The organism is Pseudonocardia kunmingensis (assembly GCF_006716445.1).
In the GTDB taxonomy this organism is placed as follows: domain Bacteria; phylum Actinomycetota; class Actinomycetes; order Mycobacteriales; family Pseudonocardiaceae; genus Pseudonocardia; species Pseudonocardia kunmingensis.
Window position 1 is genome coordinate 1447656 of record NZ_VFPA01000002.1, and the last position, 23035, is coordinate 1470690.

A 23035-nucleotide genomic window follows, 5' to 3' on the forward strand; every position below is an offset into this window, starting at 1 on the left:
ACGTGGTGGACGCGGTCCCGGCGCGGCCGCACCGTCCGGGTCCCGCCCGCTGAGCCCTACCTCGACCTGGAGTCAGGCCGTGTGAGCGCATCGATCAGCAGGTCGTCAGATCAAGCGTCAGGGACGCCACCGACAGGTAGAACGGTGCCGGCACCGGCGGGCGGCGCAGCCGGGCGACCCGCCCGAGCAGCAGGCGGGGCCACCGCGGGGTGGCCCGGACGCCCGTCAGCAGCACCGTGGCGCGAGCGGGGTCGGCAGGATCGAACGCGAGCCCCGGGCCGTAGGTGCCCCGGGCCATCCACACCGGAGTACCCGGCGCGTCCGTGTCGAGGAGCCGCCGAGGCTCCGACCAGTCGGCGCGGTCGCCGCTGGGTTGCGCCGCCGTGCTCCACCACAGGCCCTGCGGCGGGAAGCCACCCGTGCCGTGCAGGTCGGACCCGCGGGCCAGCAGCATCACCCACCCGTCGCCGCGGCGCGCGATCGCGATGTCGAAGAACCCCTCGGCCCGGCCGGCGAACACGCGCGGCGGCGTCCAGCCGGTCAGCCCGTCCTCGCTCTCGACGTACCGCAGCTCGTAGTCGGGCCGCTCGCCGGGGCCGATCTCGTGCGGGTTCGCCTGGTACCACATCCGGTAGCGGCCGCCTGCGTGGACGACGCGCGGTTCGAGCACGCTCCACCGCGGGGCACTGCCCTCCAGAACCGGCGCCCCGCGCCGCCGCCACCGGCCGTCGACGTACTCGAGCACGCCGATCGCGTAGCTGCTCCCGGGACCGTAGTGCTTCGCGTTCGCCCGGCCCGTGTAGTAGATCCGGGCGCCGTTGCCCGCGGCCGGCGGGACGTAGCTCGGGGTGTGCATGCCGGCGGCGTCCCAGCCGCCCTTCGGCGGGTCGGCGGCCAGCGGCCGGGCCCGCCCGCGGCCGTCGCGGTCGATCTGCCACGCACCTCGGGGCCCGGTCGCCTCGTCGACCAGGTGCGCACGGAACAGGCGGTTGCGGAAGGTGGTGGTGAAGCCGCCGACGAACAGCGTCCAGCGGCCGTCGACGAGGTGGACGTTCGGGTCACCGACACCGAGGAGACCTCGCGGCATCGGACCGTCGAGCATGTCCCACAGCACGGTCGGCGCGGGGCTGCCCTGGGAGCGCCACAGATCGGGCTGGTCGACGTTCACGGGTACGACCTCCTGGCTGGAGACGCGCGACAGCGCGCTGACTCCCCTGCGGATCAGGTAGGTCGGTTCCCGGACGCTACCGCGGTGTCCGGCGCGACGGCAACCGGGCTACGCGATGCCGAGGTTCCAGTGCAGCTACGGCACACAGATCCGCATCGGTGCGGGCGCGTTCGTCAACAGCGACGCGATGCCGTGATCACCATCGGTGACCGCGCTCGGATCGGCCCCCGGAACTCGACCAGTCCCCACTGCTGATCTGTCAGGTCCTCGGTGACGGTCAGCGAAGCGCGTTCAGCTCGTCGAGGGCGCGATGGCCGCGCTCGACCACCTCGGGAACGACATCGTGGTGCCCGTGGCGGATTGGCCACTCGAGCTGCAGGAGGATCTGTGTCGCTGCGAGCACCGCCGCCCCCTCCCAGCCGACCAGGTCGAGGATCCTCGTCCACAGCCGCCTTCGGGCACCGTCCAGCGGATCCTGGAAGGTGTGCCACGTGAGGGTGGTGAGATCGGTCGCCCGCGTGCCGCTACCGGCGTTCCCGATATCCACGACCGCCACCACCGCTCCGTCACGTACCAGGACATTGTCGGGCTTGAGATCGGCATGGACCATGTCAGGTGGCTCGCGTGGTCGTGGTGGGACGTCGGCACACACGAGCCGCAGGCGCCCGACCAAGGCCGACACCACGGAGGAATACCCCGAGAGCCCGGCGACAGCCCTCGTCAAACCCGGAGCCAGGTCTCGACCGGATTCCTGACCGGTGGCGAGCCGCAAGGCGTACGACCAGTGGTCGTAGGGCTCGGAGGCCTGGCCGGCCTGGAGTTCGACGATCTCCATCAGTTGCTCGACGATGGCTGGAGTCAGCTCTGGCGCGGGAGCCGCGTCAACGAAGTTCATCAGATGCCATACGTGAGTGGCCGTGGCCCCCACCCCGAGCCAGGCCAGGGTGGGATAACCGCGCCTGCGCATGTGCTCGACGATTCTCCGGGCTCGCAACGTCTCGTCCAGCTGGTTGGGGCGTGCTCGCGGCCATGCTTTGAGCACTGCATTTGCCCCTCCGGCCAACTGGACGCGCATGGCACCCACATCGAGGCCTCCGGGTAGGCGACTGAGAGGAGTGACCTCTGCCCCGACCACGCCGGCCACGTCGTCCAGGACCGCGGCCGGCAGCTCGTCGGGATGGGCGGAGCACATGCACAACAGCTTACGGCCGAACTGGCCGGTCCATCCGTCGCCGGGGGATCGTAGGACGGGTCGTCGCGAGGCCGCCCGAACGTGCACTCGCGAACACCCCAATCGGCCTCAGGGATTGCGTCGGGGTCGTTGCTGCGGATCGATCCATTTCGGGGGTATGAACTCCGGTCGCCCGTCCCGCATCCGGACGGTCCACCCGGAATGGTGGATCAACCGGTGGGGTCGGCCCCGGGCGCGGTGCTCGGATTGCTCCGAGTCCGTTTCCCGGGGCCGCCCGCCCGAACCGGACGTGCGACTTTCACCGCATCCGGCTCTCCACGAAGGCTGTGGTCATGCAGGTGTGGGTGTCCATGGAGCGGGGATCAGTGTCCCCCGGTAGCGGTATCGCACTCCCGCAACCTGGGGTCGGAACAGGGTGAGACCGCCGGGTGCACGAAACTCCCAGCCGGTCATATACCGCTTCCGGATCGCCGTCCATCGCATACGGAGCTCCCTGCGGAACCAGATCGCGATCCGCTGCCATGCGTAGCTTCGAATGGATTCGAAAACCTGGCTGGACACACCGTATTTGAAGTACGCACTCCAGCCCCGCAAGAACCTGTTCAAGCGGAGCAATAGAACGCTGAAACTCGGGTGCTTGATCCGTGAGGTCAGCTCCTTGATCCGGTTCCGGGCGCGTTGTTGTGCCGCCCGGGACGGGATCGTGTAGACGTGGCGCTGACCGGTGCCTCGCTTCCGTCTCCGCTGGATGCGGAACCCGAGGAAGTCGAAGCCCTCGTCGATGTGGACGATCGAGGTCTTCTCCGCCGACAGGCGGAGCCCGATCCCGGCCAGCACGTCGGAGATCTCCTCGCGGAGTTGCTCGACGTGATGCCGTTGGCCATCAACCATCACCACGAAGTCGTCCGCGTAGCGGACGATCTTGTAGTTGGCCAGTCCGTGGCGTTTCCTCTTCGCCCGTTCGACCTGCGGTTTCCATGCCTTGTCGATGTGCTCGTCGAGCACGGACAGGGCAATGTTCGCCAACAGTGGCGAGAGGATCCCGCCTTGCGGGGTGCCGGTGTTGGTTCCTCGCAGTTGTCCGAGTTCGCTCAGGATCCCGGCTTTGAGGAACGTCTTCACCAGGGCGAGGACCCGTTTGTCCGCGATGCGTCGACGCACCAAACCGATGAGGGCGGTGTGGTCGATCTCGTCGAAGCATGCCTCGATGTCTGCGTCCAACACCCACCTGTACTGCCGGTTGCCGGTGTTGTAGTAGACGATCTCGGCAATCGCGTCCTGGGCCCGCCGCCGTGGCCGGAACCCATACGACGAGGGCATGAACTCCGCCTCGAAGATCGGTTCCAGGACCAGCTTGAGCGACGCCTGAACGACCCGATCGGTCACCGTCGGGATTCCCAGCCGGCGCTTCTTCGCGCTCCCCGGCTTGGGGATCAGCCGCTCGCGCACCGGCAGCGGACGAAACGTCTGCTGCCGAAGCGCTTCGCGGATGTCGTTCAGGAACGCCAACTCACCCCCGGCCCGAGCCCGAGCCGCCGTGACGGACATGCCGTCCACCCCCGCGCTGCGGGACCCGGTGTTGCTCTTCACCCGTTCCCACGCCACTAACAAGAACGCGGGATCGGCGACGAGGTTGAACAGATCATAGAACCGGCGAGTCACATCCTCACCCGACCACAGGTGCAGCTTGGTCTGAATCTCCAGTACCCGTCGCTCGGCCCGATACAACTCGACCTCGCTTGGTGCGCCGGTGTTCACCGGCGGCGCTCCTGGCATGACAGTTCCCTTCTGCGTCACTTCGCTGTCCGCCTTCGCCATGTGGCCGGCTTTCCCGGCCTCGGACTACTACGCGGACTCCGCCCCAGTCCGGCTCTTCGGTCGACGGTGGACCTATCCCGGAACCGACCTGGCTTGGTCGATCTCGGGAACGAACTCGGGCTGGTTCCCACGTTCACTGATTGCCGATCGAGGAAGGAGGCACCCAGCTGCCACCCCTGGAGCATCGCTTCGGCCACGCCGCAGGCCTTCACCGAAGCCTCCCGGTCGGCCACCACACACCGACCCAGAAGTTCCCCCGCGCACCCGAACCATCGCCCGGGCAACGGGTTACGCACTCCCATCCCGGCCCATATCCACCAGATTTGAGCCGGCGCACGCATTAAGGGGCTTCTCGCTGGTTTCTCGCGTGTACCTTTCCCTCTCGCTAGCCGAACCCGGCACGTCTGGCAGTACCGCACCGTCCCGGCGTTGTCAGGGCCGCTTCCCACCCAATCCGGCACCTCCCGGATCAGGCTGCCCTCAGCTTCAGCGACCTGCTGCGACAGGCCGCCGACGGAGTCGTTCCACCTCCGTTCGGAACAATCAGCGCCTCGTGGCGCACGTGGTGCGCCTTGCACAACATCACCAGGTTGCACAACACGGTGTGGCCGTCGTGTTCCCATTCGAGGATGTGGTGGATTTCGCACCAAGCCGGCGGACGATCACACCCCGGGTGGGCGCAACCCCGGTCCCGGGCGGTGACCGCGCGCCGTAGCCCGTCGGGGATGACGCGGGTCGAACGGCCGACGTCCAAGGGTTGCCCGGCGCCGTTCATCACGATCGGCACCACGGCGGCGTCACAGGCCAGCATCCGCAGTGACTCGGGGGTGAGGGTGCCGCCGAAGTCCAGCATCGCCGACCGGGCCCGCTGCTCCAGATCTTCGAGCCGGACGATCACGTTCAACTGCGGCCGGCGCCCGCCGGTCTCAGGCAGGGTGTCGGCCTCGCCGTGCGCGAGGACATACCCGCAGGCATCGGCCAACGCCTCGGCCTGGCGCTGCGCGGTCGGACGCCGGTCATCCTTGCCGAGCGGCTTCGACTTCGCGTCGATGACGGTGGCGATGGCGTCGAACATGGCGGCGTCGTCGATCTGGCCGGTGATCTTCCCGCCGGATCCGTCACGGTGACGGCGCAGGTGCAGTGTGTTGACCGGGGTGGGTGGGGTGTCGTCGGGTTCGGGGCCGTCGTCGTCGAGGGCTTCGATCAGCTGGGCACCGAGGTTGCGCAGTTGCGCCGGCCGGTACTGGCCGGCCAGGGCGGCGAGTTGTTCTTCCAGCCCGCCGCGCTGGGCGTCGGTGAGCCGCCCCGCCGCCGGAGTGTTGAGCAGGCCGGCGATGACCTCGACATGACGCAGACCGGCCTGCCCGGCGGCGAACGCCTTCGCAGTGGCCGGCAACCGGGCCGCGAGCACGGTGCCGTCCAGCCCGATCTGCTCGCACGCCTGCTCCGCGGCGACGACCCGGCGGTGGGCCTCGAACCGGTCACAGCCCAGCAGGTCGGTCAACGCGCCGGTGGTGTCCCGGTAACCGCGTTCGGTGAAGGTCCCGCGCCGTTGCAGGGCGGCGGTGGTAGCGACGGTCAGGTGCTCCAGCTGCCGTGACAGTCCTTCGCTGACCGTCAGCACCGACAACAACTCGGGATCCGAGGCCAGGCCGGATTCCGCGGCCTGCCGCAATTCGTCCAACGCCTCCTGGAGGTGCTGGTGCGCGGCGGCGACTGCGGACATACCCCGAGTTTAGTCGAACATGTTTTCGAACGCAGGTGGCGTTCGGGTGGTTTGCGTTTGCGATAGTGAACGCTGCGGCCGGTGTGGCGGGTCGGTTGTGGAACTGCTGATTATGTGGGGTCGCGCCGGTGTCGCGGGCGTCCGGCAGGTCGTGAAACCCTTTGTGGGCGGGCCGTTCCCGGCTCGAGGCCATTGCCTTCCGTCTCGGCCCGGGTCTTCGGCGCAGTCGGCCGGTTCCCCTGCCCCGCTCGTCGGCGAGATGGCCGGGTTGGTGCAACTACCGAGTATTGTGGCCGGTCGGGCGGCCGTCCCCGACATGGCCCAGGCCTGTTCGGACGAGAACGTCCCCCGCCGGGTGGGTGGGCACCTGGCTGTGGTCCCGTTGCACCCCGCCCTGGTGATCATCGGATGGGCTTCGGGGCCGTCCAGGCGCTCTTGATCGGCGGAAACGGGACATGTGCTGCATGGGAGCGTGTTGCCCATCGTGAGGCTCTCCACCTGACGAACGGCACTTTCGTCGGTACCTAGCCGACGAAAGTGCCGTTCGTCATGCGGATCCCGTTTCCGGAGCTCATTAAGTCGGTCGCCCATCGCGCGACCGGGGCGAGTGATGCCTGGAACAGGCGTGGGGCCAGCGGTCTCGAGCCGGGAACGGCGCGCCCACCGCAACCCACCACCGGGCACCGCACCGGAGAGCGAGAATCCCGGCATGGACATCCTGCTGATCGCCGGACTCTGGCTCGACGGGTCCGCCTGGGACGACGTCGTCGGCCCGCTCGAGGCCCGTGGCCACCGCGCCGTGCCGATCACCCTGCCCGGCCAGGGTGACGGGAACGCGTCGGCGTCGCTCGCGGATCAGGTGGCCGCAGTGGTCGCGGCCGTCGATGCGGCCGCGGAGAGACCGCTGGTGGTGGGTCACTCCGCGGCTTGCAGCCTGGCGTGGCTGGCTGCCGACGCCCGTCCCGGCACGGTCGGCAAGGTGGCGTTCGTCGGCGGCTTCCCCGCCGCGGACGGCGGGTCCTACGCCGACTTCTTCCCCACGCACGACGGTGTGATGGCCTTCCCGGGCTGGGGGCCGTTCGACGGGCCGGACTCCGCCGACCTGGATGCCGCGGCGCGGGAGGCCATCGCGGCGGCGGCGATCCCGGTCCCGGAAGGGGTCTGCCGGGGCGTGGTCCGGTTGGCCGACGAGCGCCGCTACGACCTGCCGGTGGTCGTGGTGTGCCCGGAGTTCACCCCGGCCGAGGCCGAGGAGTGGATCAGCCGTGGGGACGTGCCCGAGCTGGCGAAGGTCGCACGCCTGTCGTTCCGGGACATCGACTCCGGTCACTGGCCCATGATCAGCGCGCCGCTCGAGCTGGCTCGTCTCCTGTCGGAGGTGGCTGAGGAGCCGTGAGCGGCGCCCCCACGCCCCGGCCCAGGGGCCGAGCGTGGCGGGGACGATCGGCGGCACCTGGTGGAACGTCGCGCGTGCCCGCAGCCGCGCGACGGCGGGCTCGAGGATGACGTCGGGCGCCTGGCCCAGCCCGCCCCGACGACCACGCGCCCGGGTGGTCGCGAGCCCCGGCGGCGGCCACGAGGTGCACACCCCTGGTACCTGGAGGAGCGGGAAGAGGCAGTCCGATGGCTGCCCTCACGGTGTGAACCGGGCGCGGTAGTGGTGGAGCCGAGCCAGGCCCGCGGGCGAGGCCGCTCCGCGGACGGGCGCGCCCCCGTCGAGCAGGAGAGCGGTCAGGTCGTCGAGCACCCACCAGCTGCCCAGCAGGCACGACATCGTCGCCCAGCGCATCGCGTCGACCTCGACGACGCGCCCCTCGCGCACCGCGCCGAGCCGCTGCCACAACGGCTGGTCGCGCAGGAAGGCCGGGTTCGCGGTCGGCCCGGTCAGCAGCAGGACGAGGTCGGCGTCGTGCTCGGTGAAGCGCTCCGCCGACACCGGCAGGAACGGCCGCTCCGGGTCGGTCAGGTCGCGCTGTGCCGCGGGGCGCGCCAGACCCAGCTCCTCGACCACCGCGCCTGCCGGTGTCGCCGTCCCGAGCACGTGGAGCGACGCGCCGTCGAGGCCGGGGGAGAGCACCGACACCGTCGGCGGGCGGCCCGCCCGCAGCCGGGCGGCGATCTCGGCCGCCCGGGCGTGGACCGCGGCGAGTGCTCCCGCGGCGCGGTCCGCGAGGCCCATCCCGCCGGCGAGGGCGCGGGTGTCGGTATCGACGTCGCCGGTGCGCGGGACCGCGTGCAGGCTCGCGAGGCCGGCCAGCGCCGGATCCGGGGGCGGGGTGTCGAATCCGACGAGCAGGTCGGGCGCGAGCGCGGCCAGCCGCTCGAGGTCGATCTCGCCGCCGGCCCCGGACACGTCGGTCACCGGCGTCCGCTGGATCCGGGTGATCGCGTCGAGGAGCGGGTCGACCGCCAGGAACGAGGCCGTCCCGACCTGCGTCGGCCCCAGGAGCAGGGCCAGTCCGGCCGCGGCGCCGCCGAGCGTGACCAGCCGGCCCGCCGACCCACCGGCCGGCCCGCCGCTCGGGTCGTCGGCCGGGGCGGCGGCGCAGCCGGCGAACAGGCCCGCCGCGCCGGCGAGCAGGGTCCGTCGCGGGAGCGAGCGGCCAGGCATGTGACCTCCGGGGAATCGTGCGACGCCGGGCGGCGGCACCCGCAGCGGAGGTCGTCCTGCGGTACGCGCCGGTTCCCTTCCCACCCGCATCGACCCGGCCAGAAGCGGGATTCACATGACGAACGGCACTTTCGTCGGCTAGGTACCGACGAGAGTGCCGTTCGTCCGGGTGGGAGCTTGCGGCGGCTGCCCTCTAGCGTGTCGGCGGTGGAGGCTTCCCGTCGGGGCTGGGTGAGCTGGTCGTCGGGCAAGGACGCCGCGTTCGCGCTCGGGGTCGTCGGTGCGTCGCTCGACGTCGTCGGTCTGCTCACCACCGTCGACGCGGGGAGCGGGCGGGTGCCCGTGCACGGGGTCGCGCACGAGCTGGTGCGCGCCCAGGCCCGGGCGCTCGGGCTGCCGCTGCACGTCGTCGAGCTGCCGTGGCCGTGTCCCAACGAGGTCTACGAGGCGCGCACGGGTGAGGCTCTGGCCAGGGCGCGCCGCGACGGGGTGGCGCGGCTGGTGTTCGGCGATCTGCACCTGCGTGACGTCCGCGACTACCGGGAGCGCTCGCTGTCCGGTTCCGGGGTCGTGCCGCTCTTCCCGCTGTGGGGGCGGCCGACGGCCGCGCTGGCGACGGAGATGGTGCAGCGCGGGCTGCGCGCCGTGGTCACGAGCGTCGATCCGGCGCAGGCGCCGGGCGAGCTGGCCGGCCGGTGGTTCGACGCGCGGTTCCTGGCCGACCTCCCGCCGGGGATCGACCCGTGCGGGGAGCGCGGCGAGTTCCACACGTTCGTCGTCGACGGGCCGGGATTCGCCCACGCCGTCGACGTCGAGGTCGGCGCGCCCGTCGAGCGCGACGGGTTCGTGGTCGCCGAGCTCTCCCGGCGCTGACTCCTCCCTCACCCGTCCGGCCGTGTCGGGGGAGGGACTTGCTACCGTGTGTCAGAGCGACCGCGTTGAATGGATGAGGCATGGGCGACCTGGACGATGTGTGGGAAGTCGTACTGGACTACTGGACGGTGACGATCTTCCTGCCTGCCGTCCTGCTCCTCCTCGCGACGCTCGCCTTCATCACGAGGGTGATGGACAAGAAGGAAGAGCGCCGGTAGGCCTGGCCCCGCCGCCGCCGCGGCGCTGAGCGCCCCGATGCGGCGGGCGAGCTCCGTCGGACCCGCGATCCGAGGTACGGGATCGCGGGTGTTTTTCGTGAGCCTGGTGAAACGTTTCACGCGGCGACGCCGCCCGTGCGTCGAGCCGGTGGCCACGGCGCATCGCGAACCGGTCCCGGTGCGCCATCGGTGCGAGCGCCCTTGACGGCGCCGAGGGCTGGCCCTATGGTCGGCCGCGCACTCTGAAACGCTTCAATTCCGAGTAGCGCTCCCGTCCTGACAAAGAGGTCCCGATGCGGAAGCACACATCCCCGCGGCGGCAGGTCCGCCTGCTCGCCCTCGTCGCCGGCGCCGCGCTGGCCCTCACCGCCTGCAGCGCGGGCAGCCTCGGCTCGAGTGGAGGTGACGGGGACGGGGTCTCGTTGACCTTCCTCGTCGACAGCAACGAGAGCAACCTGGCAGCCGCCGAGAGCGCGGCCGCGGCGTTCACCGCGCTGCACCCCGACCTCACGGTCGAGGTCGAAGGACGCCCCGGTGGTTCCGAGGGCGACAACATCGTCAAGACCCGCCTGGCGACCGGCGACATGCCCGACGTCTTCCTCTACAACTCCGGCTCGCTGTTCCAGGCGATCGGGCCGGTGCAGAACCTCGTGCCGGTCTCCGACCAGCCCTGGGTCGCCGACCTCGAGACGAACTTCAAGGACGTCGTGACGGCCGAGGGGCAGGTCTACGGGGCGCCGTTCGGCCCGCAGATGACCGGCGCCGTGCTCTACAACAAGCGCGTCTACGCCGACCTCGGTCTCGAGATCCCGAGGACGTGGGAGGCGTTCATGGCCAACAACGCCGCCGTGGCGGCGGCGGGCCTGACCCCGGTGATCCAGACCTACGGCGACACCTACACGTCGCAGCTGTTCGTCCTCGGCGACTTCCACAACGTCTCCTCGGCCGAGCCGGACTTCGCGCAGCGCTACACGGCGGGCGAGGCCAAGTACGCCACCTCGCCTGCCGCGCTCGAGGGCTGGCAGCACCTGCAGGAGCTGCACGACGCCGGCTACTACAACGAGGACTTCCCGACCGCGAAGCTGGAGGACGGCCTGCGCCAGCTCGGCGCGGGCGAGGGCGCGCACTACCCGATGCTGTCCAACGCGCTCGCCGTGCTCGCCCTGACCTCGCCGGAGGGCGCGCAGGACGTGGGGATCTTCCCGATCCCGGGCGACGACCCGGCGACCAACGGCCTGACCGTCTGGTCCCCGTCCGGGGTGTACGTCCCGAAGACGACCGAGGGCGCCCAGCTCGACGCGGCGCGGCAGTTCCAGGCGTTCCTCGCCAGCCCCGAGGGGTGCGCCGCGCAGGCCGAGGGCGCCACGCCGACCGGCCCGTACGCCGTGAACGGGTGCGAGCTGCCCGACGACGTGCTGCCCGCGACGCACGACTTCCAGTCCTACATCGACGCCGGCGCCTTCAGCCCGGCGCTGGAGTTCCTGTCGCCGATCAAGGGCCCGGCGCTGGAGCAGATCACGGTGGAGGTCGGCTCCGGCATCCGTCCCGCGGCCGACGGTGCGGCGCTCTACGACGAGGACGTCCGCAAGCAGGCGCTGCAGCTCGGCCTGGAGGGCTGGGAGTAGCGGCAGCACCGGCGAGCGGGAGGACACGGCCATGGCCGCGACCACCAGGACGACGACCGACACGACCGGGCCGGCGACCGGCACCAGGCCCGAGCCGGCCGGGGAGGAACGGCGCGTGCCCTCGCGGAAGCGGGGGACGCGCAGCCCCTACCCGACGTGGTTCTACCTGCCGGCCGCGGTCGTCTACGCCGTGCTGTTCCTGGTCCCGACGTTCGCGTCGTTCTACTTCAGCCTCACCCGCTGGAGCCTGTTCGACTTCGAGTTCATCGGGTTGGACAACTTCGTCCAGTTCTTCCGGGAACCGGCGCTGGTCACCGGCCTGGTCAACACCGTCGTCTTCGGGGTCGTGACCTCCGCCCTGAAGGTCGTGCTGGGGCTGCTCCTCGCGGTCCTGCTGACCTCGCAGATCATCGCCCGCGGCTTCCTGCGCTCGGTGGTGTTCTTCCCGGTGCTGGTCAGCACGATCGGCGTCGGGATCACCTTCCAGGTGCTGATGGACCCGTTCGGCGGGTTCATCAACGAGGCGCTGGCGGTGATCGGGATCGAGGGGCCGGGCTGGCTGACCGACCCGTCGCTGGCGCTGCTGTCGGTGGCGCTGGTGGACGTGTGGAAGGGCGTCGGGCTGGCCACGGTGATCTACATCGCCGGCATCGTGTCCATCCCGCAGGAGTTCTTCGAGGCGGCGAAGGTGGACGGTGCCAGCACCTGGCAGAACTTCCGGCACATCCTGCTGCCGCTGGCCCGCCCGGCGACGACCACGGTGATCATCCTGTCGCTGATCGGCGGACTGCGCTCGTTCGACCTGATCTGGGCGATGACCCGCGGTGGCCCCGGGTTCACCTCGGACGTGATCGCCTCGGTGATCTACAAGCAGTACCAGGCCGGCTTCTACGGCCTGTCCACCGCGGGCAACGTGCTGCTGTTCCTGCTGGTCACCGCGATCGTCCTGCCGCTGTCGCGGTTCCTGAACCGCAAGGAGGTGGAGCTGTGAAAACAGTGACGAGATCGGCGAGCCGCTACTGGCTGGGCACGTTGGCGATCGTCGCGTTCTCCGTCGTCTTCATCATCCCGTTCGCCTTCATCCTGGTCACCGCGCTGAAGACGCGGCAGGAAGCGAGCGAGCTGGCGTTCTCCTGGCCCACCGAGCTCGCGTTCCTGGAGAACCTGCAGGCGGTGCTGGAGGCCCGGGACTACATCCTGATCATTGCCTTCATCAACAGCACGATCCTGACCGTCGCGAGCGTCGCCGGCATGGTCGTGCTGGCGGCGATGGTCGGGTTCGTGCTGCAGCGGCGCCGGACCCGGTGGACGGGCTTCGTCAACTTCCTCGTGCTGTCCGGGCTGATCATCCCGCCCGCGGTCGTGCCGACGATCTGGGTGCTGCAGGGGCTGGGCCTGTTCCGGACCATGTCGGGGCTGATCCTGGTGGAGATCGCCTTCGGGCTGTCGTTCTCGATCCTGCTGTTCCGCGCCTTCATCTCGACGATCCCGCGGGAGCTCGACGAGGCCGCGATCATCGACGGCGCCGGTCCGCTCCGGCTGTTCTTCCGCGTGATCTTCCCGCTGCTGCGCTCGGTGGTCGTCACGGTGATCGTCGTGCAGTCGGTGGTCGTGTTCAACGACTTCACCAACCCGCTGTACTTCCTGCCCGGCGAGGAGAACGCGACCGTCCAGCTGACGCTCTACAACTTCCAGGGCCAGTACGACACCCAGTACAACCTGCTGTTCATGAACATCCTGCTCATCACCATCCCGCCGCTGGTGATGTTCCTGTTCTTCAACCGCCAGATCGTGGCGGGAATGACCGCCGGAGCCATCAAGGGCTGACAGGCCCACCCCAGGAGGATTCGTGCCCATCCGCGTCGCCCGCGTCACCGCCGAGTACGCCACCGACCGCGCGACCGTCGCGACCCCGCGCCCCCGCCTGTCGTGGGTCACGGAGTCCGACGGTGCCGACTGGCGGCAGGCCGCGGCGGAGGTGCAGCTGCAGACCGGCGGGGAGGGCCGTTCGGTCCGCCTGGACGGGCCGGAGTCGGTGCTCGTCGACTGGCCGTTCGAGGCCCTGGAGCCGGGTGCGGAGCACGAGGTGCGGGTCCGGGTCACCGGGGCCGACGGCGAGACCTCGGAGTGGAGCGCGCCGCAGCCGGTGGTGGCCGGGTTCCTGGCCGAGGGCGGCTGGACCGCGCGGATGGTCGGGCTGGCCGACCCGGCGGCCGAGGCGCAGCCGGCGCTGGTCCGCGCGGCCTTCACCGTGGACGGACCGCTGCGCCGCGCCACCCTGTACGCCACGGCGCACGGGGTCTACCAGGTGGAGCTCAACGGCCGCGAGGTCGACGACGAGGTGCTCAAGCCCGGCTGGACGACCTACCAGCAGCGCCTGCTGCACGAGACCACCGACGTCACCGCGCTGCTCGCCGAGGGCGAGAACGCGCTCGGCGTCTGGCTCTCGGGGGGCTGGTTCTGCGAGCGCTTCGGCTTCCGCGACAGCGCCGCGCGGTTCTACGGCACCCAGCCCGCGGTGGCCGTGCAGCTGGTGCTCGACTACGCCGACGGGCGCACCGAGACCGTCGCGAGCGGCCCGGACTGGCGGGCGACGGGGGAGGGCCCGGTCACCGCGGGCGGCATCTACGCCGGCGAGTCCTACGACGCCACCCGCGTGCTGCCCGGCTGGTCGGCGCCCGGTTTCGACGACTCCGGCTGGTCGCCGGTGCGCGTCGACGGGGAGTTCCCCGTGCCCGAGGCCCGGATGTCCCCGGGCGCGCGGCGCACCGAGGACGTCGCCGTCCGCGAGGTGCTGACCACGCCGAGCGGCGCCACCGTCCTGGACTTCGGCCAGAACCTGGTCGGCCGGCTGCGGATCACCGTGCGCGGCGAGCGCGGCAGCACCGTCACGCTGCGCCACGCCGAGGTGCTGGAGGGCGGGGAGCTGTGCACCCGCCCGCTGCGGGCCGCCGAGGCCGTCGACCGCTACACCCTCGCCGGCGGCGGCGCGGAGACGTGGGAGCCGCGCTCGACGTTCCACGGGTTCCGGTACGTGCAGGTCGAGGGCTGGCCCGGTGAGCTGGACCCGGCCGACGTCGTAGCCGTCGTGGTGCACACCGACATGCGCCGCACCGGCTGGTTCGAGTGCTCGCACGCCCTGGTGAACCGGCTGCACGAGAACGTGGTGTGGGGCATGCGGGGCAACTTCCTGCACGTGCCCACCGACTGCCCGCAGCGCGACGAGCGGCTGGGCTGGACCGGCGACATCCAGGTGTTCGCGCCCACGGCGTCGCTGCTGTTCGACTGCGACGGCTTCCTCGCCTCGTGGCTGCGCGACCTCGCGCTCGAGCAGCGCGCCCACGACGGGGTCGTGCCGTTCATCGTGCCCGACGTCCTGGAGAAGGCGCGCACGCCCGCGGCCGCGTGGGGCGACGCCGCCACCGTGGTCCCGCTCGTGCTGCACGAGCGCTTCGGGGACCGGGCGGTGGTCGCCGCGCAGTACGACAGCATGCGTGACTGGGTCGAGGTGCTGCTGCGGCTGTCGGGGCCGCGGCTGCTGTGGGAGGGCGGGTTCCAGTTCGGCGACTGGCTGGACCCGGCCGCCCCGCCGGAGCGCCCCGGCGACGCGACGACCGACCAGGACCTGGTGGCCAGCGCGCACCTGTTCCGCAGCACCGACCTGCTGGCGTGCGCCGCCGCGCTGCTGGGCCGGGAGCAGGACGCCGCGCACTACCGGGACGTCGCGGAGCGGGTGCGCGCCGCCTTCCTGCGCGAGTACGTCACGCCGGCAGGGCGGATGCTCTCGGACACCCAGACCGCCTACGCGATGGCGCTGGTCTACGGCATCGTCTCCGACCCCGACCTGCGGCAGGTGATGGGTGACCGCCTCGCCGCGCTCGTGCGGACCGCGGGCTACCGGGTGGCCACCGGGTTCGTCGGCACGCCGATCGTGCAGGACGCGCTGACCGAGGCCGGGCACACCGGCGCCGCGGCGCGGCTGCTGCTGCAGACCGACTGCCCGTCCTGGCTCTACCCGGTGACGATGGGCGCCACCACGGTCTGGGAGCGCTGGGACAGCCTGCTCGAGGACGGCTCGGTCAACCCCGGGCAGATGACCTCGTTCAACCACTACGCGTTCGGGGCCATCGCGGACTGGCTGCACCGGGTCGTCGCGGGGCTGGCTCCCGCCGCGCCGGGCTACGCGGAGATCGCGATCGCCCCGCACCCGCTGCCGGGCCTCGACTTCGCGCGCACCGCGCACGAGACCCCGTACGGGCGGGCGTCGGCGGGCTGGGAGCGCCGTAACGACCAGAGCAGGGGCGACCGGATCGTGGTGGACGCCGTCGTGCCGCCGAACACGACCGCCACCGTGCGGCTGCCCGGTGCGGCGCAGGTGCTGACGGTCGGGTCGGGGACCCACCGCTGGGAGGTGGCGGCGCCGGCGGCGTCGAACGGCCACGGCACGGTCGGCCTGGAGACCCCGCTCGCCGAGGTGATCGACGACCCGGAGGCCTACGAGGCGCTCGTGACCACGCTGCGCAGCCACGACGCCGCGCAGGCGCGGGACTTCCGCGACCGCACCCGCTGGCTGCCGAACCGGCCGCTGTCCGACGCCCTGGACCGGGTGTCGCCGCACGTCAAGGAGGGCGTCCGGGCCGCGCTGGAGTCGGTGAGCAGCGGCCGCACCCGCTGACGGCCCGCGCGTAGCCCGACCAGGGGTCGGGAAAACGGGATCCGCATGACGAACGGCACTTTCGTCGGCTAGGTATCGACGAGAGGGCCGTTCGTCCGGGTGGGAGCGTTTACTCGGATAGGGTTGCCCCATGTCCTCGGGCGGTGCGGCGCGGCCGGGGCGGAGCAGGCCGAGCATGGCCGATGTGGCGGCGCGGGCGGGCGTCTCGCTGGGCACCGTCTCGCACGTGCTCAACCACCCGGAGCGGGTGAAGGAGTCCACCCGCCTGCGCGTCCAGGACGCGATCGACGCACTGGGCTTCGTCCGCAACGCCCAGGCCCGCTCGCTCGCCGCAGGGGAGAACCGCACCATCGGGCTCGTGCTGGTCGACCTTGGCAACACGTTGTTCGTCGACATCGCCCGGGGCGCGCAGCAGGAGGCGACGGCCTGCGGGATGACCCTGCTGCTGGCCAACAGCGACAACGACGACGCCCTGCAGGACGTCCACCTGGACTTCTTCGAGGGGGCGCGGGTCAGCGGGATCCTGCTGGCGCCGATGACCGACCCGCGCACGGGCGTCGACCGCGTCCGGCGCCGCGGCACCCCGGTCGTGGTGCTGAACTACGACGCCGGCCGTCCCGACTGCTGCACGGTGCTGGTCGACAACGAGCGGGCAGGCCACCTCGCCGCCCGGCACATGATCGACCTCGGGCACCGGCGGCTGGCCTTCGTCGCCGGGCGCGACCACCTGCAACCGGTGCGGGACCGCAGGCGGGGGGTCCGCCGCGCGGTCGCCGACGCCGGGGTCGAGCTGGTCGAGATCCCCGTCGGGGACCTGAGCGCCCGGGGCGGGCCGGCTGCGGTCGCCCAGCTCGCGGCGCTGCCGGCGGGGCGGAGACCGGACGCCGTGATCGCGGTGACCGACCTGCTCGGCCTGGGCGTGGTGCAGGAGCTCGGCCGGGCCGGTCTCGCGGTGCCCGGCGACATCGCCGTCATGGGGTGCGACTACGACAAGCGCGCCTGGGGCGGGTCCGTGCCGCTGACGTCGGTGCGCATGCCGGGCGAGGAGGTCGGGGCCGCCGCAGTCCGCCTGCTGGTCGACGAGGTGTCCGCGCCCGGCCTGCACCGGCACGAGACCGTCGTCGTGCCGCCCTCGCTGGTCGTCCGCGAGAGCAGCGCGGGTCGCGCGCCCGCGCCGACGGACGTGGGGTGAGCGCGCTCAGCCCGCGGGGCTCGCGTCCACCACCTCCAGCCGCGGCCCCGGTAGCAGGCGCCACCGTCGGGGCGGGGATCGCTCCCGGGGCAATGCCCGCCGTGGGCCGGTAGCGTCGGCGCGGTGGAGGCGGCGTGAGCGCGAGCGCCGCGGTGCGGGTGGGCGCCGCCGCCGTCGCGGTGTTGCTCGTGGTGGCCGCGTTGGCGTGGCTGTTCCAGCGGCGGCTGGTCTTCCTCCCGTTCGGGGTCCCGGACGAGCCGGCCGCGGCGGTGCTCGACGGCGGCCGCGACGTGGTGCTGCACACCGAGGACGGGCTCGCGCTCACGGCGTGGTGGGCCCCGGCGACGGGTTCCGCGCGCGGCGCGACGGTGCTGGTCGCGCCGGGCAACGCCGGCTCGCGCGCGCTGCGGGTACCGCTCGCCCGCGCGCTGGCGGCCGAGGGCTTCGACGTGCTGCTCGTCGAGTACCGCGGCTACGGCGGCAACCCCGGTTCGCCCACGGAGGAGGGCCTTGCCGCCGACGTGCGCGCGGCGCACCGGTACCTCGTGGAGGACCGCGGCGTGCCGCCGGAGCGGCTCGTGCTGTTCGGCGAGAGCCTCGGCGCCGCGGTGCTGACCCGGCTCGCCACGGAGCGGCCGGTTGCGGCGCTCGTGCTGCGCAGCCCGTTCACCTCGCTCGCCGACGTCGGGGCGCGCGTCTACCCGTTCCTGCCGGTGCGGGTGCTGCTGCGGGACCGGTTCCCGCTCATGGAGTACCTGCCGGCGGTGCGGGTGCCGGTCTCGGTCGTGGCGGGGGGCGCCGACGAGATCGTGCCCGTCGGGCAGAGCCGCGCGGTCGCCGCCGCGGCGGATGCGGCGTACCTGGAGCTGCCGGGGGTGCGGCACAACGACCCGGAGCTGGTGAGCGGTCCCGCGGTCGTCGCGGCGGTGGTGCGGGTCGGCCCGGGCTGACCGCGGCCGTTGCTACCGCGCGCGCCTGCGCACCGCGGTCGCGGTGACGACCGCCGCGAGGGCGGCGGTGGCGGCCAGGAGGAGGAACCCGATGGTGTAGTCCCCGGTCGCCCCGTAGTCGAGCCCCATCACCAGCGGCGGGAAGAAGCCGCCGAGCCCGCCCGCCGCGCCGACGACGCCGGTGACGGCGCCGACCCGCTCGGGCTCCACCACCCGGGCGAGCAGCGCGAACACCGCGCCCGACCCGGCGCCCAGCCCCGCGGCCATGGCGAGGAAGACCGCGGCGGCCGCCGGGTTCAGCGGGAGCTCGAACGAGGCCACCACGGCCAGCACGCCGACCCCGGCGAAGACCGCGACGAGCACCGGGATCGGGCCGAGGCGATCCGACAGCCACCCCCCGACCGGCCGCATGGCGACGGCCAGCACCACGAACCCGGCCGTCCGCAGTGCCGCGTCGGCCTGCTGCAGCCCGTGGGCGGTGATGAGGTAGGTCGGCAGGTACACGCTGAAGGCCACGAACCCGCCGAAGGCCACCGCGTAGAGGAAGCAGAGCTGCAGCGTGACCGGCATCCGGAGCGTGCGGACGAGTCCGGCCACCGCCGAGCCGCCCGCGACCGCGCGGTCGGGCCGGTCCCGCAGCAGCAGGTAGGCGGCGACGGCGTACGCCGCGAGGACGATCGCGACCAGGTCGAACGGGAAGCTGGGGCCGACGGCCTCGGCGAGCTGCACGGTGGTGAACGAGGAGATCGCGGTGCCGCCCATGCCGGCTCCGAAGATGCCGATCGCGAGGCCCCGGCGGGCCGGCGGGTACCACGAGTTGACGAACGGCACGCCGATCGCGAACGTCGTGCCGCCCAGGCCGAGGAAGAACCCCCCGACGAGGTACTCGGCGAGCGAGTCGGCGACGTGTCCCAGGTACAGCACCGGGACGATCGTGAGCAGCGCGACGGTGGGGAACATCCGCCGCGCACCGAGCCGGTCGGTGAGGACGCCCACCGGGATGCGGCCGAGCGATCCGACGATCACCGGCACCGCCACCACGAGCGACTGCTGGAACGAGCTCAGGGACAGCTCGTCGCGCAGGGCGGCCCCGAGCGGGGACAGCAGCGCCCATGCCCAGAACGTGAGCGTGAAGCCGACGGTGGCGAGGGCCAGCATCGCGCCCGCGCCCTGCGCCGTGGTCGCTGCGTCCCGTGTCCGTGACACGCCGTCTCCCCTCGGTCGTGGAGTTGTCGAGCAGTGTGGGCGCTGTCACTGTGGTGTGGCCACCCGAGCACTCGGAGGGACGACATGACGCAGACGGGCCCGCGGCGCGCGGTCGCAGGCACCGACGGTCCCGCTGCCGACGCGCTCCTGCGTACGGGCAGGTTCTTCACCCGCCGGGAGACCTCGCCCGACCTGCGGGCCGTCTACCGGGAGGGCGGCCGCGCGGGCGACGTCTTCTACCGCGACCGGTGGAGCCACGACAAGGTCGTCCGGTCCACCCACGGCGTGAACTGCACGGGGTCGTGCTCGTGGAAGGTCTACGTCAAGGACGGGATCATCACCTGGGAGAGCCAGCAGACCGACTACCCGTCGGTCGGGCCGGACTCCCCGGAGTACGAGCCCCGCGGCTGTCCCCGCGGGGCCGCGTTCTCCTGGTACACCTACTCACCCACCCGGGTGCGCTACCCCTACGCCCGCGGCGTGCTGGTCGACATGTACCGGGAGGCGAAGGCCCGGCTCGGCGACCCCGTCCTCGCGTGGGCCGAGGTGACCGGCGACCCGGAGAAGCGCCGCCGCTACCAGCGCGCCCGGGGCAAGGGCGGGCACGTGCGCGTGTCGTGGGACGAGGCGGTCGAGATGGTGGCCGCCGCCCACGTCCACACGATCAGGACCCACGGGCCGGACCGGGTCGCGGGGTTCTCCCCGATCCCGGCGATGTCGATGGTCAGCCACGCGGTGGGCTCGCGGTTCATCGAGCTGATCGGCGGCGCGATGACCTCGTTCTACGACTGGTACGCCGACCTGCCCGTCGCCTCCCCGCAGGTGTTCGGTGACCAGACCGACGTGCCGGAGTCGGGGGACTGGTGGAACGCGTCCTACCTGCTGATGTGGGGATCGAACGTGCCGATCACCCGCACCCCGGACGCGCACTGGATGGCCGAGGCGCGCTACAAGGGGCAGAAGGTCGTGGTCGTCTCGCCCGACTACGCCGACAACACGAAGTTCGCCGACACCTGGCTGCCCGCCCAGCCCGGCACCGACGGCGCACTGGCGATGGCCATGGGTCACGTGGTGCTCACCGAGTTCTTCGTGCAGCGGCGGGTGCCGTTCTTCGTCGACTACGTCCAGCGCCACACCGACCTGCCGTTCCTCGTCACCCTCGACGAGCGCGACGGCGCGTACGTGCCGGGGAAGTTCCTCACCGCCGCCGACCTCGGCGACACGGCCGACGGGGCGGCCTGGAAGACCGTGCTCCTGGACGGCCGCACCGGCGAGCCGGTGGTGCCGAACGGCTCGCTGGGCTTCCGGTACACCGAGGCGGGCGCCGGGAGGTGGAACCTCGACCTCGACGGGGTCGCGCCGGCGCTCACCGTGCTCGGGCACGAGGCCGCGGAGGTGCTCCTCCCGCGGTTCGACGCGCTCGACGGCGCGGGTGGGGTGCTGCGCCGCGGCGTCCCGGTGCGGCGGGTGGCGGGCAAGGTCGTCACGACCGTCCTCGACCTGATGCTGGCCCAGTACGGCGTGCGGCGCGCCGGGCTGCCCGGCACCTGGCCGACCGGCTACGACGACGCCGACGAGCCGTACACGCCCGCGTGGCAGGAGGCGATCACCTCGGTACCGGCGGCGCAGGCCGTGCGGGTGGCGCGGGAGATGGCCCGCAACGCCGAGGAGTCCGGCGGCCGCACCATGATCATCATGGGGGCGGGGATCTGCCAGTGGTTCCACGGCGACGCCACCTACCGCGCGGTGCTGGCGCTGCTGCTGCTCACCGGCTCGATGGGCCGCAACGGCGGCGGGTGGGCGCACTACGTCGGGCAGGAGAAGTGCCGGCCGATCACCGGCTGGGCGACGATGGCGATGGCCACCGACTGGTCCCGCCCGCCGCGGCAGATGATCGGCACCGCGTACTGGTACACCCACACCGACCAGTGGCGCTACGACGGCTACCGCGCCGACGCGCTCACCTCGCCGCTGGCGCGGGGCCACCTCGCGGGCATGCACACGATCGACACGATCGCGCTCTCGGCCCGGCTGGGCTGGATGCCCTCCTACCCGCAGTTCGACCGCAACCCCCTCGACGTCGCCGACGAGGCGGGGGAGCGTCCCGTCGCCGACCACGTGGTCGACGAGCTGCGGGCCGGCCGCCTGCGGTTCGCGATCGAGGACCCGGACGCGCCGGAGAACTGGCCGCGCTGCCTCACGCTGTGGCGGGCGAACCTGCTCGGCTCGTCGGCGAAGGGCGACGAGTACTTCCTGCGGCACCTGCTCGGCACCCACGACAACCTGCTGGCCGAGCAGACCCCGCCGGACCGCAGGCCGCGCGACGTCACCTGGCGCGACGGCGACCCGCCGGAGGGCAAGCTCGACCTGCTCCTCGCGCTGGACTTCCGGATGACCAGCTCCACGCTGCTCGCCGACGTCGTGCTCCCCGCCGCCACCTGGTACGAGAAGCACGACCTCAACACCACCGACATGCACCCGTTCGTGCACGCCTTCACCCCGGCCATCGACCCGCCGTTCGAGACGCGCACCGACTTCGCCGCGTTCCACGCGATCGCGCGCCGGTTCTCGGAGCTGGCGCGCACCCACCTCGGGGTGCGCCGCGACGTCGTGGCGGTGCCACTGCAGCACGACACGCCGGGCGAGACCGCCCAGCCCGGCGGGCGGGTGCGGGACTGGCGGACGGGGGAGGTCGAGCCGGTCCCCGGCGTCACGATGCCGAACCTCGTGGTGGTCGAGCGGGACTACACCGCGATCGCCGACAAGATGGCGAGCATCGGGCCGCTGCTCGACCGGCTCGGCATGACGACCAAGGCCGTCACCTACCGGCCGGACGTGGAGCTGGCGCAGCTCGCCGCGCAGAACGGCGTGCTGCTCGGCGGCGCGGGGGAGGGCCGCCCGGCGATCGACACCGACGCGAAGATGGCCGAGGCGATCCTCGCGCTGTCGGGCACGACCAACGGGCGGCTGGCCGTGCAGGGGTTCCGCGAGCTGGAGCGGCGCACCGGCACGCGGCTGGTCGACCTCGCCGAGGGCAGCGAGGAGAAGCGCATCGTCTTCGCCGACACCCAGGCCCGCCCGGTCCCGGTGATCACCAGCCCGGAGTGGTCGGGCAGCGAGACCGGCGGGCGGCGCTACGCCCCGTTCACCGTCAACGTCGAGCGGAGCAAGCCGTGGCACACGCTCACCGGGCGGATGCACCTCCTGCTCGACCACGACTGGATGCACGAGTTCGGCGAGACGCTGCCGACCTACCGGGCACCGCTGGACATGCACCGGTTGTTCGGCGAGCCCCGGCCGGACGCGGACGGCGGGGACGGGACGTCGGTCACGGTGCGGTACCTGACGCCGCACTCGAAGTGGTCGATCCACTCGGAGTACCAGGACAACCTGTTCATGCTCTCGCTCTCGCGCGGGGGACCGGTGGTCTGGATGAGCGAGCCGGACGCCACGTCGATCGGGGTGCGGGACAACGACTGGGTGGAGGCGGTCAACCGCAACGGGGTGCTGGTGGCCCGGGCGGTCGTCTCGCACCGGATGCCGGCGGGCACCGTGTTCGTCTACCACGCCCAGGAGCGGGTGGTGAACGTGCCGAAGTCCGAGGCCACCGGCCGCCGCGGCGGCATCCACAACTCGCTCACCCGCATCCTCGTGAAGCCCACCCACCTGATCGGCGGCTACGCCCAGCTGTCGTTCGCGTTCAACTACCTCGGCCCGACGGGCAACCAGCGCGACGAGGTCACGGTGATCCGGCGGCGCAGCCAGACCGTGGAGTACTGAG

The 23035-nt window shown here is 72.1% G+C and carries 16 protein-coding genes; 10 read left to right on the forward strand and 6 right to left on the reverse strand.

All coding sequences use genetic code 11. The annotated features are described in order from the left end of the window. Nucleotides 1-94 precede the first annotated feature (94 nt). The 4 genes from FB558_RS22535 to FB558_RS22555 all read right to left on the reverse strand — a co-directional run bounded on the left by FB558_RS22535 (nt 95) and on the right by FB558_RS22555 (nt 5904). A complete protein-coding gene (locus FB558_RS22535) occupies nt 95-1168 on the reverse strand; it encodes a hypothetical protein (protein WP_211366734.1) in 1074 nt (357 codons plus the stop codon). A 277-nt stretch (nt 1169-1445) separates the two neighbouring features. Next, entirely contained in the window at nt 1446-2360 is a 915-nt protein-coding gene (locus FB558_RS22545) for a phosphotransferase (RefSeq protein WP_142056397.1), read from the reverse strand. 330 nt (nt 2361-2690) lie between these two features. Then, nucleotides 2691-4178: a group II intron reverse transcriptase/maturase gene (gene ltrA, locus FB558_RS22550; protein WP_211366735.1), complete on the reverse strand. Its 1488-nt coding sequence runs from the start codon at nt 4176-4178 to the stop codon at nt 2691-2693. 469 nt (nt 4179-4647) lie between these two features. Continuing rightward, nucleotides 4648-5904, reverse strand: coding sequence for an HNH endonuclease signature motif containing protein (locus tag FB558_RS22555; protein ID WP_142056398.1), 1257 nt, complete (start codon nt 5902-5904; stop codon nt 4648-4650). A gap of 709 nt (nt 5905-6613) precedes the next feature. Between FB558_RS22555 and FB558_RS22560 the strand changes: the two genes are divergently transcribed. Beyond that, nucleotides 6614-7300, forward strand: a complete 687-nt coding sequence (locus FB558_RS22560; protein WP_142056399.1) for an alpha/beta fold hydrolase — start codon at nt 6614-6616, stop codon at nt 7298-7300. 237 nt (nt 7301-7537) lie between these two features. On the opposite strand, the gene FB558_RS22565 is transcribed toward FB558_RS22560, so the two are convergent. After that, a complete protein-coding gene (locus FB558_RS22565) occupies nt 7538-8515 on the reverse strand; it encodes an ABC transporter substrate-binding protein (protein ID WP_142056400.1) in 978 nt (325 codons plus the stop codon). Nucleotides 8516-8722: 207 nt separating this feature from the next. Here FB558_RS22565 and FB558_RS22570 point away from each other — a divergent pair, with 207 nt between their 5' ends. The 8 genes from FB558_RS22570 (at nt 8723) to FB558_RS22600 (ending at nt 18048) form a co-directional block, all read left to right on the forward strand. After that, nucleotides 8723-9388, forward strand: a complete 666-nt coding sequence (locus FB558_RS22570) for a Dph6-related ATP pyrophosphatase (protein ID WP_246106665.1) — start codon at nt 8723-8725, stop codon at nt 9386-9388. Nucleotides 9389-9468: 80 nt separating this feature from the next. After that, entirely contained in the window at nt 9469-9606 is a 138-nt protein-coding gene (locus FB558_RS43345; RefSeq protein WP_170231470.1) for a hypothetical protein, read from the forward strand. Between the two features lie 293 nt (nt 9607-9899). After that, nucleotides 9900-11231 carry an ABC transporter substrate-binding protein gene (locus tag FB558_RS22575; protein WP_142056401.1) on the forward strand — a complete coding sequence of 444 codons (1332 nt, stop codon included), beginning with the start codon at nt 9900-9902 and terminating at the stop codon, nt 11229-11231. Between the two features lie 31 nt (nt 11232-11262). Then, nucleotides 11263-12222 (forward strand): carbohydrate ABC transporter permease, encoded by a 960-nt coding sequence (locus FB558_RS22580; protein WP_142056402.1) that lies wholly within the window; start codon nt 11263-11265, stop codon nt 12220-12222. 5 nt (nt 12223-12227) lie between these two features. Then, nucleotides 12228-13058, forward strand: coding sequence for a carbohydrate ABC transporter permease (locus FB558_RS22585; protein ID WP_142056403.1), 831 nt, complete (start codon nt 12228-12230; stop codon nt 13056-13058). A 22-nt stretch (nt 13059-13080) separates the two neighbouring features. Further along, nucleotides 13081-15906 (forward strand): alpha-L-rhamnosidase, encoded by a 2826-nt coding sequence (locus FB558_RS22590; protein ID WP_246106666.1) that lies wholly within the window; start codon nt 13081-13083, stop codon nt 15904-15906. A gap of 175 nt (nt 15907-16081) precedes the next feature. Further along, nucleotides 16082-17098: a LacI family DNA-binding transcriptional regulator gene (locus tag FB558_RS22595; protein ID WP_142056404.1), complete on the forward strand. Its 1017-nt coding sequence runs from the start codon at nt 16082-16084 to the stop codon at nt 17096-17098. A 134-nt stretch (nt 17099-17232) separates the two neighbouring features. Continuing rightward, nucleotides 17233-18048 carry an alpha/beta hydrolase gene (locus FB558_RS22600; RefSeq protein WP_246106667.1) on the forward strand — a complete coding sequence of 272 codons (816 nt, stop codon included), beginning with the start codon at nt 17233-17235 and terminating at the stop codon, nt 18046-18048. A 12-nt stretch (nt 18049-18060) separates the two neighbouring features. On the opposite strand, the gene FB558_RS22605 is transcribed toward FB558_RS22600, so the two are convergent. Next, nucleotides 18061-19254 carry an MFS transporter gene (locus tag FB558_RS22605; RefSeq protein ID WP_425468052.1) on the reverse strand — a complete coding sequence of 398 codons (1194 nt, stop codon included), beginning with the start codon at nt 19252-19254 and terminating at the stop codon, nt 18061-18063. Between the two features lie 84 nt (nt 19255-19338). Between FB558_RS22605 and FB558_RS22610 the strand changes: the two genes are divergently transcribed. Further along, nucleotides 19339-23034 (forward strand): nitrate reductase subunit alpha, encoded by a 3696-nt coding sequence (locus FB558_RS22610; protein ID WP_142056405.1) that lies wholly within the window; start codon nt 19339-19341, stop codon nt 23032-23034. The last annotated feature ends 1 nt before the right edge of the window (nt 23035 follow it).